The organism is Pseudomonas sp. LFS044 (assembly GCF_047978245.1).
Taxonomy (GTDB): domain Bacteria; phylum Pseudomonadota; class Gammaproteobacteria; order Pseudomonadales; family Pseudomonadaceae; genus Aquipseudomonas.
On sequence record NZ_JBFPFX010000006.1, the window covers coordinates 146,909 to 161,261 of the forward strand.

General features: G+C 63.2%; 18 protein-coding genes. 8 read left to right on the plus strand and 10 right to left on the minus strand.

The window, feature by feature from the left end; all coding sequences use genetic code 11:
- The first annotated feature begins 137 nt into the window (after positions 1-137).
- The 4 genes from ftsY (at position 138) to rpoH (ending at position 4,443) form a co-directional block, all read left to right on the plus strand.
- Positions 138-1,787 (plus strand): signal recognition particle-docking protein FtsY, encoded by a 1,650-nt coding sequence (ftsY, locus tag ACNQPL_RS07100; protein ID WP_416466297.1) that lies wholly within the window; start codon positions 138-140, stop codon positions 1,785-1,787.
- Positions 1,784-2,455: a cell division ATP-binding protein FtsE gene (ftsE, locus tag ACNQPL_RS07105; RefSeq protein WP_060480077.1), complete on the plus strand. Its 672-nt coding sequence runs from the start codon at positions 1,784-1,786 to the stop codon at positions 2,453-2,455. The genes ftsY and ftsE overlap by 4 nt, the downstream gene beginning before the upstream one ends.
- Positions 2,452-3,477, plus strand: coding sequence for a permease-like cell division protein FtsX (gene ftsX / locus ACNQPL_RS07110; protein WP_416466298.1), 1,026 nt, complete (start codon positions 2,452-2,454; stop codon positions 3,475-3,477). The genes ftsE and ftsX overlap by 4 nt, the downstream gene beginning before the upstream one ends.
- A 111-nt stretch (positions 3,478-3,588) precedes the next feature.
- Complete coding sequence (gene rpoH, locus ACNQPL_RS07115; protein WP_346614175.1) at positions 3,589-4,443, plus strand: RNA polymerase sigma factor RpoH; 855 nt, start codon at positions 3,589-3,591, stop codon at positions 4,441-4,443.
- 48 nt (positions 4,444-4,491) lie between these two features.
- Here the strand turns inward: rpoH and mtgA are convergent, their stop codons facing one another.
- Positions 4,492-5,202: a monofunctional biosynthetic peptidoglycan transglycosylase gene (mtgA, locus tag ACNQPL_RS07120; RefSeq protein ID WP_416466299.1), complete on the minus strand. Its 711-nt coding sequence runs from the start codon at positions 5,200-5,202 to the stop codon at positions 4,492-4,494.
- 64 nt (positions 5,203-5,266) lie between these two features.
- Between mtgA and ACNQPL_RS07125 the strand changes: the two genes are divergently transcribed.
- From ACNQPL_RS07125 to trmB, 4 genes are all read left to right on the plus strand, one after another.
- Positions 5,267-5,638 (plus strand): DUF423 domain-containing protein, encoded by a 372-nt coding sequence (locus tag ACNQPL_RS07125; RefSeq protein WP_346614173.1) that lies wholly within the window; start codon positions 5,267-5,269, stop codon positions 5,636-5,638.
- Positions 5,639-5,741: 103 nt separating this feature from the next.
- Positions 5,742-5,942, plus strand: coding sequence for a sulfur carrier protein ThiS (thiS, locus tag ACNQPL_RS07130; protein WP_313297868.1), 201 nt, complete (start codon positions 5,742-5,744; stop codon positions 5,940-5,942).
- Between the two features lie 52 nt (positions 5,943-5,994).
- Complete coding sequence (locus ACNQPL_RS07135; RefSeq protein WP_346614172.1) at positions 5,995-6,807, plus strand: thiazole synthase; 813 nt, start codon at positions 5,995-5,997, stop codon at positions 6,805-6,807.
- Positions 6,808-6,816: 9 nt separating this feature from the next.
- Positions 6,817-7,539: a tRNA (guanosine(46)-N7)-methyltransferase TrmB gene (gene trmB / locus ACNQPL_RS07140; RefSeq protein WP_346614171.1), complete on the plus strand. Its 723-nt coding sequence runs from the start codon at positions 6,817-6,819 to the stop codon at positions 7,537-7,539.
- Positions 7,540-7,765: 226 nt separating this feature from the next.
- Here the strand turns inward: trmB and ACNQPL_RS07145 are convergent, their stop codons facing one another.
- The 9 genes from ACNQPL_RS07145 to ACNQPL_RS07185 all read right to left on the minus strand — a co-directional run bounded on the left by ACNQPL_RS07145 (position 7,766) and on the right by ACNQPL_RS07185 (position 14,336).
- A complete protein-coding gene (locus ACNQPL_RS07145; protein ID WP_346614170.1) occupies positions 7,766-8,092 on the minus strand; it encodes a DUF3392 family protein in 327 nt (108 codons plus the stop codon).
- 9 nt (positions 8,093-8,101) lie between these two features.
- Positions 8,102-9,289, minus strand: coding sequence for a radical SAM family heme chaperone HemW (gene hemW, locus ACNQPL_RS07150; RefSeq protein WP_416466300.1), 1,188 nt, complete (start codon positions 9,287-9,289; stop codon positions 8,102-8,104).
- Positions 9,286-9,882, minus strand: a complete 597-nt coding sequence (gene rdgB / locus ACNQPL_RS07155) for an RdgB/HAM1 family non-canonical purine NTP pyrophosphatase (protein WP_346614168.1) — start codon at positions 9,880-9,882, stop codon at positions 9,286-9,288. The genes hemW and rdgB overlap by 4 nt, the downstream gene beginning before the upstream one ends.
- Entirely contained in the window at positions 9,879-10,313 is a 435-nt protein-coding gene (locus tag ACNQPL_RS07160) for a DUF4426 domain-containing protein (RefSeq protein ID WP_416466301.1), read from the minus strand. Before ACNQPL_RS07160 ends, rdgB begins: the two co-directional genes overlap by 4 nt.
- Before the next feature lie 22 nt (positions 10,314-10,335).
- Positions 10,336-10,956: a methionine biosynthesis protein MetW gene (gene metW / locus ACNQPL_RS07165; protein ID WP_008092977.1), complete on the minus strand. Its 621-nt coding sequence runs from the start codon at positions 10,954-10,956 to the stop codon at positions 10,336-10,338.
- A gap of 7 nt (positions 10,957-10,963) precedes the next feature.
- The gene (metX, locus tag ACNQPL_RS07170; RefSeq protein WP_346614166.1) at positions 10,964-12,103 is read right to left on the minus strand and encodes a homoserine O-succinyltransferase MetX; all 1,140 of its coding nucleotides are present in this window, start codon (positions 12,101-12,103) and stop codon (positions 10,964-10,966) included.
- Positions 12,104-12,191: 88 nt separating this feature from the next.
- Positions 12,192-12,782 carry a YggT family protein gene (locus ACNQPL_RS07175; RefSeq protein ID WP_012053960.1) on the minus strand — a complete coding sequence of 197 codons (591 nt, stop codon included), beginning with the start codon at positions 12,780-12,782 and terminating at the stop codon, positions 12,192-12,194.
- Positions 12,783-12,792: 10 nt separating this feature from the next.
- Complete coding sequence (proC, locus tag ACNQPL_RS07180; RefSeq protein WP_416466302.1) at positions 12,793-13,611, minus strand: pyrroline-5-carboxylate reductase; 819 nt, start codon at positions 13,609-13,611, stop codon at positions 12,793-12,795.
- Between the two features lie 38 nt (positions 13,612-13,649).
- Complete coding sequence (locus ACNQPL_RS07185) at positions 13,650-14,336, minus strand: YggS family pyridoxal phosphate-dependent enzyme (protein WP_416466303.1); 687 nt, start codon at positions 14,334-14,336, stop codon at positions 13,650-13,652.
- Between the last annotated feature and the right edge of the window lie 17 nt (positions 14,337-14,353).

Sequence of the window (14,353 nt, forward strand, 5' to 3'; positions counted from 1 at the left end):
CGCCGTTCTGGCCCACAGGTCTATCAAGACAAAACATTGCGCATGAACCAGCCGGATTCAAAATAGTCTGTTCTGCGTTAAGAGAATTCCCGATGTGCCGCTGCTGGCCCATCGCTACCCTGAGATAGCCGTCTTCCATGTTTGGTTCCAACGACGACAAAAAAGCGCCGGCAGAGGCTGGCGAGAAAAAAGGCCTGTTCAGCTGGTTTCGCAAGAAGCCGCAGCAACCTGTCGCCGAACAGCCACAAGCCCCCGATGAGCAGGCTGCAGAGCCGCTAGCGCCGCAGCCGGCCGTCGAGCAGCCTGAAGCTGCTCCAGCCGAGCCGCAGGCCGCCCAAGCCCCTGCGCCAGCCGCCGAGGCCCCACGCCCCGTTGAGCCTGCGCCAGCGCCCGAACCCGCCGCTGCTCTTGAGCCTACCCCGGCCCCAGAGCCTGTTCCGGACCCCGAGGTTGTACGGGTCCCAGAACCGGCCCGGGCCCCCGAGGCTGTACGGGTTCCTGAGCCTACCCCGGCCCCTGTGGGGGCGGGCTTGCCCGCGAATGCCGAGTCTGCCGCCCCACGGCTCGAGAGCCATGCTCCAGTACCCGTAGCCCTTGAGGCCCCGGTAATCGAAGCCGTCGAGCCCCCGGTCAGCAACCTGGTCCTGCCCGTAGCCGAAGAGCCTGTCGCCCTGGTCCCGGACCTGGAACCCAAGGCCCCGCCAGCGATCCCCGAGCGCCCGGCGCCAGAGCCTGCCACAGTCTCAAAGCTTGTCGAGCCAGAGCCAGAGCCAGAGCCAGAGCCAGAGCCAGAGCCAGAGCCTGAAGCCCAGCCAGCCGTGGTCGTTGCCCCCCCGGCCGCCAGCGAACAGGCCAAGCCCGGCTTTTTCGCCCGCCTCAAGCAGGGCCTGTCGAAGACCAGCGCCAGCATTGGCGAAGGCATGGCCAGCCTGTTCCTGGGCAAGAAGGTCATCGATGACGACCTGCTCGACGAAATCGAAACCCGCCTGCTGACTGCCGACGTCGGTGTGGAGGCAACCTCGATCATCGTCCAGAACCTGACCCAGAAGGTCGCCCGCAAGCAGCTGGCAGACGCCGATGCCCTGTACAAGTCACTGCAGGACGAACTGGCCGCGTTGCTGCGCCCGGTCGAGCGCCCCTTGAAAATCGAAGCGCAGAACAAGCCCTACGTGATCCTCGTGGTGGGCGTGAACGGCGCCGGCAAGACCACCACCATCGGTAAGCTGGCCAAGAAACTGCAGCTTGAGGGCAAGAAGGTCATGCTGGCAGCAGGCGACACCTTCCGTGCCGCTGCCGTCGAACAGTTGCAGGTCTGGGGTGAGCGCAACCAGATCCCGGTGATCGCCCAGCACACCGGTGCCGATTCCGCGTCGGTGATCTTCGATGCCGTGCAGGCCGCCAAGGCGCGTGGTGCCGACGTGCTGATCGCCGATACCGCCGGCCGTCTGCACACCAAAGACAACCTGATGGAAGAGCTGAAAAAGGTTCGCCGGGTCATGGGCAAACTCGACGCCGAGGCGCCGCACGAGGTGCTGCTGGTGCTCGATGCCGGTACCGGCCAGAACGCCATCAGCCAGGCCAAGTACTTCAACCAGAGCGTCGAGCTGACCGGCCTGGCCCTGACCAAGCTGGATGGCACCGCCAAGGGCGGGGTGATCTTTGCCCTGGCCAAGCAGTTCAATATCCCGATCCGCTTCATCGGTGTCGGTGAAGGCATCGACGACCTGCGCACCTTCGAAGCCGAGCCGTTCGTCAAGGCTCTGTTCGCCGAGCGAGAGCATCCATGATCCGATTCGAACAGGTTGCCAAGCGCTACCCCAACGGCCATGTCGGCTTGCATGAGCTGAGTTTCCGGGCGCGCCGGGGCGAATTCCTGTTCGTCACCGGCCATTCTGGCGCCGGCAAGAGCACCTTGCTGCGCCTGTTGCTGGCCATGGAGCGCCCGACCAGCGGCAAACTGCTGCTGGCAGGGCAGGACCTGGGCCAGATCAGCAACGCGCAGATCCCGTTCCTGCGTCGGCAGATCGGCGTGGTGTTCCAAAACCACCAGTTGCTGTTCGACCGTACCGTTTTCAACAACATTGCGCTGCCATTGCAGATTCTCGGCCTGTCCAAGGCCGAGATCGCCAAGCGGGTGGATTCGGCGCTGGAGCGTGTGTCGCTGGCAGACAAAGGTGAGCTGTTCCCGGCCGACCTGTCCACCGGCCAGCAACAGCGTGTCGGTATCGCCCGTGCCATCGTCCACCAGCCGGCCTTGCTGCTGGCCGACGAACCGACCGGTAACCTTGACCCGCGCCTGGCCGCCGAGATCATGGGCGTGTTCGAAGACATCAACCGCCTGGGCACCACGGTATTGATCGCCAGCCACGACCTGGCACTGATCGCGCGCATGCGCCACCGCATGCTGACCCTGCAGCGCGGCCGACTGATCGGCGATGGGGAGGCCGGGCAATGAGCACTACACGTACACCCAAGGTTTCCGAGCGGGTTGCGCCCAAGGCCGCCGACGCCGATACCCGGAAAAAACGCGGCGAGCATGACGATGACGGTCCTGACTTCCGCACGCTGCTCAATGCCTGGCTGGAGAGCCATCGCGCCAGCCTGGCCGACAGCCTGCGCCGCCTGGGCAAACAGCCGATCGGCAGCTTCTTCACCTGCCTGGTCATGGCCGTCGCGCTGAGCATGCCCATGGGGCTGTCGCTGCTGCTGAAGAATGTCGAGGTACTGGGCGGCTCCTGGCAGCGCGCGGCGCAGATTTCGCTGTACTTGAAGCTCGATGCGGGCAGCAAGGAGGGCGAGGCGCTGCGCGAAGAGATCAAGGGCATGCCCGGCGTGGCCGACGCGCTATACGTCAGCCCTGGGCAGGCACTGGCGGAGTTCCAGCAGCAGTCCGGGTTGGGCGAGGCCTTGCGTGAGCTGCCCGACAACCCGCTGCCTGGCGTGGTAGTGGTGACCCCGACAGAAGTCGACAAGCCGGCCCTGGAAGCCTTGCGTCAACGCCTGGCTGAATTGCCACGGGTAGAAAACGCCCAGCTCGATCTGGTGTGGGTGGAGCGCCTCGCAGCCATCCTCAAACTGGGCGACCGGTTCGTCTTCGGGCTGGCTGTGATGCTTATTTCTGCCTTGCTGTTAGTAATCGGTAACACAATTCGTCTACATATCGAAAACCGCCGTACCGAGATCGAAGTGATCAAGCTGGTTGGCGGCACCGACAGCTACGTACGCCGGCCTTTCCTGTACATGGGCGCCTTGTACGGCCTGGGTGCGGGCTTGTTGGCCTGGGGTATTCTCGCATTCGGCCTGAACTGGCTGAACGAGGCCGTGGTAGGGCTGTCCGGGCTGTATGGCAGTGACTTCGCCCTGGGCGGGGTGCCAGCATCCGATGGTCTGTCGCTCTTGATCGGGGCGGTGCTGTTGGGGTATATCGGTGCATGGATCGCGGTCGCTCGTCACTTGAACGAGTTGGCACCACGATAGTTTTTCTGTGCCAGCATTGACATTTTTTTCATTTTGGAACTTGTACCGTCGTTCCGGGTCAATGTTGGCAGTGCTCACAAGGCGCGAGTTTAGTAAGTCGGAGGTTCTTGAATGACCACATCGTTGCAACCTGCCTATGCCCTGGTACCCGGTGCAAACCTGGAAGCCTATGTGCACACGGTCAACAGCATTCCGCTGCTGACTGTCGAGCAGGAGCGTGATCTGGCCGAGCGTCTCTATTATGAGCAGGATCTCGAGGCCGCTCGGCAAATGGTGATGGCCCACCTGCGTTTCGTCGTACACATCGCCCGTAGCTATGCAGGCTATGGCCTGGCCCAGGCCGACCTGATCCAGGAAGGCAACGTCGGCCTGATGAAGGCAGTCAAGCGCTTCAACCCGGAAATGGGTGTGCGCCTGGTGTCCTTCGCCGTGCACTGGATCAAGGCTGAAATCCACGAATTCATCCTGCGCAACTGGCGCATCGTCAAGGTGGCTACCACCAAGGCCCAGCGCAAGCTGTTCTTCAACCTGCGCAGCCAGAAGAAGCGTTTGGCTTGGCTGAACAACGATGAAGTGCATCGTGTGGCCGAAAGCCTCGGCGTCGAGCCGCGTGAAGTGCGCGAGATGGAAAGCCGTCTGAGCGGCCAGGACATGGCCTTCGACCCGGCAGCCGAGGCTGACGACGACAGCGCCTTCCAGTCCCCTGCGCATTACCTGGAAGACCACCGTTACGACCCGGCTGTGCAGCTCGAGGACGCTGACTGGAGCGACAATTCCACCAGCAACCTGCATGAAGCCCTGCAAGGCCTGGACGATCGTAGCCGCGACATTCTCTACCAGCGCTGGTTGGCTGAGGAAAAAGCGACATTGCATGAGCTGGCGGACAAGTACAGCGTTTCAGCTGAGCGTATTCGTCAGCTGGAGAAGAATGCGATGAACAAGGTCAAGGCGTTGATAGCCGCCTGATTGGTGCTTGGCTGAATTTAAAAACCGTGCCCTGCAGGGCACGGTTTTTTATTGCCTGCGTGAAGCATCCAGCTGCATCAGGTAGCTTGGCCCGCCCAGCTGGCTCATCTGCCGCCGAATCCACCCGGCCCGGCTGGCGACATAGGCGCTTGGCCGGCTGGCGCTCCACTTGATCGGGCTGGGCAGCACCGCCGCCAACTGAGCGGCCTGCTGGCGGCTCAGCCGGCTGGCATCGGTGCCGAAGTGGTAACGCGCCGCCGCCTGGGCGCCAAATACGCCCTTGCCCCACTCGGCGCTGTTCAGGTACACCTCAAGGATGCGCTCCTTGGACCAGAACAGCTCGATCAGCGCCGTGAACCAGGCCTCCAGCCCCTTGCGGAACCAACTGCGGCCCGACCACAGGAACAGGTTCTTGGCGACCTGCTGGGTCAGGGTGCTGGCACCTCGAATGTTGCCGCCACGCTCGTTGTAGGCGAGCGCCGCCTGAATAGCCGGGATGTCGAAGCCCCAGTGGTTGGCGAACTTCTGGTCCTCGCCGGCGATGACTGCCACCTTGAGGTCATCGGAGATCTTTTCCCACGGTTCCCAGTCGCGCTGCAGGTCGATAGGTTCGCCGCTGAACCACGACTGCACCTTGCGCTCGGCCATCAATGCCGTGCCGGGCGGTGGGACCCAGCGGAACACCAGCACCACGACGATGCTGCCGGCAGCGAACCAGAGCAGGGCGCGAGCGAGGCGACGGAGAAGGGATGACAGCATGGCGATGGCTTGGCCGGACCGTTGGAACGGGCCATTATACAGACCCGATACAAGGAGTCGTCCCATGCTTCGCAGCTTCCTGATGCTCGCCGCCTTTTTCGGCTTTACCGGTGTCGCCCTTGGCGCATTTGCCGCCCACGGCCTGAAAAACCGCCTGACAGCCGACTACCTGGCGATTTTTCACACCGGCGTGACCTATCAGCTGGTGCATGCGCTGGCAATCTTCGGTGTTGCGCTGCTCGCTGCGCATTTGCCGGGGCGCCTGGTGGGCTGGGCCGGCGGTCTGTTCGCCGTGGGGATCGTATTGTTCTCCGGGAGCCTGTACCTGTTGACCCTGAGCGGGCTCAGCAAGCTTGGCATCATTACCCCCATCGGCGGCTTGTGCTTCCTCGCCGGCTGGCTGTGCCTGGGCCTGGCAGCCTGGCGCTTGGGCTGACCAACCGGTCCACAATCGCGACTAATGGCGCGCACCGCCCTTGGGTTAACGCGTTGATCGGCGCTAGAATGCGGGCCCGAAAAGCATAATGGTGGCCGTGCGCATGCGCATTCAACTGAACGGTGAGCCTTACGAATTGCCCGCTGGCGAAAGCGTCGCGGCCCTGCTGACCCGCCTGGAGCTGGCAGGGCGCCGGGTGGCGGTGGAACTCAACCTGGATATCGTGCCGCGTAGCCAGCACGACAGCACGCAGCTGAATGACGGCGACCAGGTCGAAGTGGTCCACGCCATCGGTGGCGGTTGATTCCGCCCTGGCGATTCATTTGAAGCCCAGCAATCTTTCCCGAGGAACAACGATGAGCAACGTTCGTAGCGACAAGCCCTTTATCCTGGCCGGGCGCACTTTCCAGTCGCGCCTGCTGGTCGGTACCGGCAAGTACCGTGACATGGAAGAAACCCGCCTGGCCACCGAGGCCTCGGGTGCCGAAATCGTCACTGTCGCCGTGCGCCGCACCAACCTTGGCCAGAATGCGGGCGAGCCGAACCTGCTCGACGTGCTGTCACCCGACAAGTACACCATCCTGCCGAACACTGCAGGCTGTTTTGACGCGGTCGAAGCGGTCCGTACCTGCCGCCTGGCCCGCGAGCTGCTCGATGGCCGCAAGTCGCATGAAGAGCGGACGCTGGTGAAACTGGAAGTCCTGGCCGACCAGAAGACCCTGTTCCCGAACGTGATTGAAACCCTCAAGGCCGCCGAAGTGCTGGTCAAGGACGGTTTCGACGTAATGGTCTATACCAGCGATGACCCGATCATCGCCCGTCAGCTGGCCGAAGCGGGCTGCATCGCGGTCATGCCGCTGGCTGGCCTGATCGGCACCGGCCTGGGTATCTGCAACCCGTACAACCTGCAGATCATCCTGGAAGAATCCAAGGTGCCAGTGCTGGTCGATGCCGGCGTGGGCACCGCCTCCGACGCCACCATCGCCATGGAAATGGGCTGTGAGGCCGTGCTGATGAACTCGGCCATTGCCCACGCCCAACAACCTGTGATGATGGCCGAAGCCATGAAGCACGCAATCCTCGCCGGGCGCATGGCCTACCTGGCCGGCCGCATGCCGAAGAAACTCTATGCCAGCGCCTCTTCGCCGCTGGATGGTCTGATCAAGTAAGAGCCCCTGATGACTGAATCGCAAGATACGCCGACCACCACCGACGGCGAAGCGCGCCCACACCGCCGCATCAAGAGTTTCGTGATGCGCGCCGGGCGCATGACCGAGGGCCAGCAACGCGGCCTGGACCAGGGCGGCCCGCTGTACATCCTGCCGCTGGCCGAGAGCCCGGTGGACTACGACCAGGTGTTCGGCCGTTCGGCACCGCGCACCCTGGAAATCGGCTTCGGCATGGGCCATTCCCTGCTGGAAATGGCCGCTGCCGCGCCGGAGCAGGACTTTATCGGTGTTGAAGTGCACCGTCCGGGTGTTGGCGCGCTGCTCAACGGCGTGCTGACCCAGGGCCTGAAGAACCTGCGGGTATACGACTGCGACGCCATCGAGGTGCTCAACCGCTGCGTGGCCGACAACAGCCTCGACCGCTTGATGCTGTTTTTCCCCGACCCATGGCACAAGGCGCGCCACCATAAGCGCCGCATCGTGCAGCTGGAGTTTGCCGAGCTGGTACGGCGCAAGCTCAAACCGGGTGGCGTGTTCCACATGGCGACCGACTGGGAACCCTATGCCGAGTACATGCTGGAAGTGATGAGCGCTGCGCCGGGTTACCGCAACCAGGCGGCGGATGGGGCTTATGTGCCGCGTCCCGAAGAGCGTCCGATCACCAAGTTCGAGCGCCGTGGCGAGCGCTTGGGGCATGGGGTGTGGGATTTGAAGTTCGAGAAGGTGGGTTGATTGGCTTATTGAGCCTTTGATGCACCGACGTCTGCGGTTATGCAGGCGAAAAAAAAACCGCCTTGAGAGAGGCGGTTTTTTTTGAAGCGATAGGGTTGAGGACCCTTCGCTTCGGACTTTCACTGAAAGATCCACACGGTTCGGAGATCATAGGCAGCGCTAGGCGATGCATCAATGTCTCGAAATATGTGGCATTAAGTGTTCTCCAGGGCAGCTTTTAGCTATCTCATCCCCGCCGATCAGCCACCACGCCGATCAACACCAGCACCACCAACAGCACCGGTGCCAGCGCATAGTTGTTGAACTGGCTCAGCCCCTTCACCACCCACGGTGTGGCGTAGATCAGCGCCGCGCCACTGCCGATCATCACCAGCACCGCCATGAACGGAACGCGCAGGGCGCCGGCCAGGCCGCCCAGGCGTTGCTCCACCCAGGCCTTGATATCGGTGCCGAACAGCACCAGCAGGCAGCCTACCAGGGCCAGGGAAATCTCAGACAGGTTGCTACGGCTCCAGCGGGAAACCGTCGCCAGCAGATCAAGTACCAGATCCATGGGTCATCCTTAGGTCAAGAAATACTGCAGCAGGTCATTGAGGAACAACTGGCCGCGCGGCGTGGCCGCCAATCGATCCGGTTCGACCTGCAAAAGGCCCTTTTGTTCGGCTGCACGGCGTGCCTCGGCGAGTTGCGCGAGTGGCAAACCGGTGCGCTGGCTGAACAACTCGGCTTCCACGCCATCGGTAAGGCGTAGTGCATTCATCAGGAATTCGAACGGCAGCTCGTCGACCGGCAGCAATTTCTCGCCAGCCTTGAACGGCTTGGCCAGGTTCAGGTAGTCCTTGGGCAGGCGGGTCTTCCAGGTGCGCAGAATACGGCCGTCGGCGAAGGTCAGCTTACCGTGTGCGCCGGCGCCGATGCCGATGAAATCGCCAAAGCGCCAGTAGTTGAGATTGTGCCGGGCAGGGCGGCCTGGCTGGGCATAGGCCGAAACTTCGTACTGCTTGAAGCCGTTCGCCGCCATCAGTGCCTGGCCGGCTTCCTGGATGTCCCACAGGATGTCGTCTTCGGGCAGCTCCGGCGGCTGGTTCCAGAACACCGTGTTCGGCTCCACGGTCAGCTGGTACCAGGACAGGTGAGTAGGCCCCAGGTCGATGGCCTGGCGCAGGTCGCCCAACGCGTCGTCCAGCGACTGGTCAGGCAGACCGTGCATCAGGTCCATGTTGAAGTTGTCGAAACCTGCCGCGCGCGCCATGCCGGCTGCGCGAATCGCCTCGTCGCCATTGTGAATGCGGCCCAGCGCCTCGAGCTTGGCTGGCTGGAAGCTCTGCACGCCGATGGACAGGCGATTGATGCCGGTTTGCCGGTAGGCCTTGAACTTATCCTGCTCGAACGTCCCGGGGTTGGCTTCGAGGGTGATCTCGATATCCGGTGCGAACGCAATGCGCTGCTCCACACCGCGCAGCAGCCTGCCAAGCGCATTGGCGCTGAACAGGCTCGGGGTACCGCCGCCGAAGAATATCGACGAAATCGGCCGGCCCTGAACCGCTGGAAGCTCCTGGTCGAGGTCGGTCAGCAGGGCATCGACATAGGCCTCTTCCGGCAGCTCAGGCCCGGCAGCGTGGGAATTGAAGTCGCAATAAGGACATTTGCGCACGCACCACGGAATGTGGATATACAGCGACAAAGGCGGCAGCGTGGCGAAACCCGCCACGCCTGGCTGGCGCGGCTGGGTGGACAACGTTTCGATCATGCCAGGCCCAGACGTTGGCGCAGCAGGGCCATGGCGCGGGCGCGGTGGCTGAGCTGATTCTTGTCGGCCGGGGCGAGGTCGGCGCTGGAGCAGCTGCGTTCAGGCACCCAGAACAGCGGGTCATAGCCGAAGCCATGTTCGCCGCTGGCTGCGGTCATGATGCGCCCGTGCCACAGCCCTTCACACAGGATCGGCAGCGGGTCGTCGGCATGGCGTACCAGCGCCAGCACGCAGACGAACTGAGCGCCGCGTTGATCTTCCGGCACGTCCTTGAGTGCTTCGAGCAGCTTGGCGTTGTTCGCTGCGTCGCCCTTGCCATCGGCATAACGCGCCGAGTAGATGCCCGGTGCGCCGCCCAGGAAGTCCACCGCCAGGCCCGAATCGTCGGCCAGTGCCGGCAGGCCGGAAATACGTGCGGCATTGCGTGCCTTGAGGATGGCGTTCTCGACGAACGACAGGCCGGTTTCTTCAGGCTCTACCTGGCTGAATTCGCCGATCGAGCGCAGTTGCACGGCCTGGCCGAGCATGGCCTGGAGTTCCTTGAGTTTGCCGGCGTTGTGGCTGGCCAATACGAGTTGCTGGAAATTCATCATTCGCCTGGGAACACTTCCTGGTTGAAGCTGAGTTTATGGCTGACCCCGCCGGTTTCGACATTCAGGTCGAAGGTCAGCGTCTCGGCCTGTTCGATCTTGAACTGGGCGATATAGTACACCGCACCCCGATCGGTAATTTGCCTGAACGACAGCGGGTTGCTGCGCCCGGTGAGGTCCTGCACCGTGCCACTGACCACTGCCATCGCGGGCCTGCTGGCCTTGAGCACGGCAACATTGAGCACCCCCTGGTTCTTGCTGCGGGTCAGCCCCGTGGCGGCGGCGATATCCGGCTGCAGCATGCTTGAGGTGAAGGCGCTGTAGTGCACCGTCACGTCGCCGAAAACTTCCTTGCGCTCGGGTTTGGCGGCATCGGCAGCCAGTACCGGCAGGGCCAGGCACAGGCTGATCAGGAACAGGGTTAGGCGACGCATGGTGCGATTCCTCTGCTGAGCGTCAGACCGCCAGTTGGTGCTCCTGCAAGCCTGGGCTGCTGACGCGGTAAATGCCGATTTCACCCAGAAGATTAGGCCAAAGCCGGCCGCCCCACCCGTTGCGGTGCAAGTGGTCGACAGCCAGGCGGTCGAGGACCTTGGCGTGGCGCTCATGGCACAGCTCTTCGAAGTCGGCGAAGGTACAGAAGTGAATGTTCGGCGTGTTGTACCAGGTGTACGGCATGAAGTCCGAAACCGGCATCCGGCCTTTGGTCGCCAAGTACCAACGGCAGCGCCAGTGGCCAAAATTCGGGAAGGTGATGATGCACTGGCGGCCCACCCGCAGCATCTCGTCGAGGATGCGGTCAGGGTACTCCACGGCCTGCAGGGCCTGGGTCATGATCACCACGTCGAAGCTGTTGCTGGCGAAGTTGCCCAGGCCTTTGTCGAGGTCTTGCTCGATGACGTTGACGCCTTTGGCCACGCACGCGGCGATATTGTCGGCGTCGATCTCCAGGCCGTAGCCGGTGACCTGCTTGCGATCACGCAGCGAAGCCAGCAGCTCGCCACTGCCGCAGCCCAGGTCGAGTACCCGGCTGCCGGCGGGAATCCAGTCGTGGATGATTTCCAGGTCGGCTCTCATGCTGTCCTCAGATGGCGATGCGGTTCATGTAGTTCGAGAAACCCTGCATGTAGCGAGGCGTGGGAATCAGGAAGGCATCGTGCCCGTAAGGCGAGTCGATCTCCAGGTAGCAGACGTTCTTGCGTGCTGCCATCAGGGCGTCGACGATCTCGCGCGAACGGGCCGGCGAGAAGCGCCAGTCGGTGGTGAACGACATGATGCAGTAGTCCGCCGTGACGTTGGCCAGGGTTGCGGCCAGGTCCCCGCCATTGGCCGCGGCCGGGTCGAAGTAGTCCAGCGCCTTGGTCATCAGCAGGTAGGTGTTGGCGTCGAAGCGGCCGGAGAACTCTTCGCCCTGATAGCGCAGGTAGCTCTCGACCTGGAATTCGACGCTGTGGAAGTCGTAGTTGAGCTTGTCGCTCTTGAGCTCACGGCCGAATTTTTCACCCATCGAGTCGTCGGACAGGTAGGTGATATGCCCGACCATACGCGCCAGCATCAGGCCGCGCTTGGGGATCACACCCTGGTCCTGGAACGAACCGCCGTGGAATTCGGGGTCTGTGAGGATTGCCTGGCGTGCCACTTCGTTGAAGGCGATATTTTGCGCTGAAAGCTTGGGCGCCGAGGCGATATCCACGCAATGGCGCACGCGGTCGGGGTAGGTCATGGTCCACTGCAGGGCCTGCATGCCACCCAGGCTGCCGCCGACGATGGCGGCCCATTGCCGGATGCCCAGACGATCGGCCAGGCGCGCCTGGCTGTGCACCCAGTCCACCACGGTCAGTACCGGGAAGTCCGCGCCATAGGGTTTGCCGGTGGCGGGGTTGACGCTGCTCGGGCCAGTGCTGCCGTTGCAGCCGCCGAGGTTGTTCAGGCTGACCACGAAGAAACGGTTGGTGTCGATCGGCTTGCCTGGGCCGATGCAGCTGTCCCACCAGCCCGGCTTGCGGTCGGTGGCGGCATGGTAGCCGGCGGCATGGTGGTGGCCAGACAGGGCATGGCAGATCAGCACGGCATTGCTCGCGCTGGCGTTCAGGGTGCCATAGGTTTCGTAAACCAGCTCGTAGCTGGCCAGCGAACGGCCGCAGGCCAGGGCCAGCGGTTCATCGAATTGGGCTGTTTGCGGTGTAACCAGACCGACGGAATCTTCGGGAAGGACAGTGGACATCGACCCTGCTCACGCTTGACGGAGGCGTAAGTCTAAAGAGCGCTACCCCCAGCGGCAAGCAAAGGCTTGCCGCCGGGAACAACAGGGGTCAGATCATCCGCCACAGTTCTTGTGGCATACCGGCGTAGGCGGCCAGCGGGGGCATGACGAACGACTGGATCACCTGGATCGCCAGGAAGGCGAAGATCGGCGAGATGTCCATGCCGCCCAGGTTAGGAACCAGGCGGCGGAACGGCGCCAATACCGGTTCGCTGATCTGGTAGGCCAGCTCGGCTGCCGGGTTGTGGCTGTTCGGCGCCACCCAGGAAACGATCACCATGACAATCATCGCCACCCAGAAGATCTTCAGGAACAGCGAGGTGATGCCGATGATCGCCCACATCAGCAGGTGCAGGACGTCGCCGAAGGTGCCGTAGGTGACCATCAGCACAAAGCCCATCAGCAGTGCCTGGATGACCACCGCCAGCAGCAGCGACGAGGTGTCGAGGCCGCCGACGCTTGGGATGATGCGCCGGATTGGCTTGAGCAGCGGCTGGGTGGCGCGGACTGCGAACTGGCACAGCGGGTTGTAGAAGTTGGCTTTTACCAGCTGCAGTACGAAGCGCAGCAGGACGATCACCAGGTACAGGCTGACCAGGGTTTGCACCACGAAGATCGCGGCGCCGGACAGTGCATTCATCTGGAACTCCTTATTTGCCCAATTGCTCGGCCAGCTCGGCGGAACGCGTCGCCGCTGCTGCCAGTGCCTTATCTACGATGGCTTCGAAACCGTTAACCTGGAACGACTTGATGGCTGCCTCGGTAGTGCCGGCCGGCGATGTCACGCGGCGGCGCAGTTCGGCGGCGTCGACATCACTGGCCACGGCCATGTGTGCGGCACCCAGCGCAGTCTGCAGGGTCAGCTTGGAGGCGGTCTCGCGCGGCAGGCCGAGTTTTTCGCCAGCGGCGGTCATGGCCTCGATCAGCAGGAAGAAATACGCTGGGCCACTGCCGGAAACGGCGGTCACTGCATCCAGTTGTTGTTCTTCATCCAGCCACAGGGCGGTGCCGACAGCCGACAGCAGCTGCTCGGCCTGCTCGCGCTGTGTGCTGGAAACCTCGGCAGTGGCATACAGGCCGCTCACGCCCTGGCGCAGCAGCGCCGGGGTATTGGGCATGCAGCGCACCACCGGGCGGGCGCCGAGCCAGGTTTGCAGGCTGGCACAGGTAATGCCGGCAGCGATGGACACGAGCAGCTGGCCATCCTGCAGGCTTGGCTGCAGCGTTTGGCAGACGGCCTTCATTACCTGCGGCTTGACCGCCAGGACGATTACATCGGCCCCGGCGATGGCCTGCGCGTTGTCTTCGAAAACCTCGATACCATGTTCGGCCTGAACCCGGGTGCGGGTATCGGCGCCAGGGTCGCTGGCGCGGATCTGCGCGGCGTCCAGGCCCTGGGCGCGCAGGCCGCCGATCAGGCTGGCGGCCATGTTGCCGGCGCCGATGAAGGCAATACGTGTCTTGCTCATGTCAGGTCCTTGAGGGAAAGAGTGAGTAAAGCATGGAATCAGACGGGGCCGTAGTTGCGCGCCCCGAACAGGGCGGTGCCGATGCGGACCCAGGTCGCGCCCTGTGCAATCGCGGCTTCCAGGTCGTGGCTCATGCCCATGGACAAGGTGTCCAGGCCGAGATTCAGGCTGTCTTGCAACTGGCGCAGAGTGGCAAAGGCGGCCTCTTGCTCGGCGCGGTCTTCGCTCGGCTCGGGGATTGCCATCAAACCGCGCAGGCGCAGGTTGGGCAGAGCGGCCACGGCATGGGCCAGCGCGGGGAGGTCGGCCGCAGCGCAGCCTGACTTGCTGTCTTCCCCGCTGACGTTCACCTGCAGGCAGATGTTCAGGGGCGGCAAGCCCTGGGGGCGCTGTTCGGACAGGCGTTGGGCGATCTTCAGGCGGTCCACGGAATGTACCCAGTCGAAATGCTCGGCAATGGCTTTAGTCTTGTTCGACTGAATGGGGCCTATGAAGTGCCAGATCAAGGGCAGGTCGCCCAGCGCTTGCTGTTTGCCCAAGGCTTCCTGCAGGTAGTTTTCGCCGACATCGCGCACCCCTGCTGCATGAATTTCGCGGATGGCACTGGCCGGTTTGGTCTTGCTCACCGCCAGCAAGTGGACGCTGGCCGGGTCGCGCCCGACGGCCTCGGCTGCACGTTGAATGCGGGCGGCGAGGGCGGAAAGGTTGTCTGCTATGGTGGACATGGATCGATGCCGTCGGC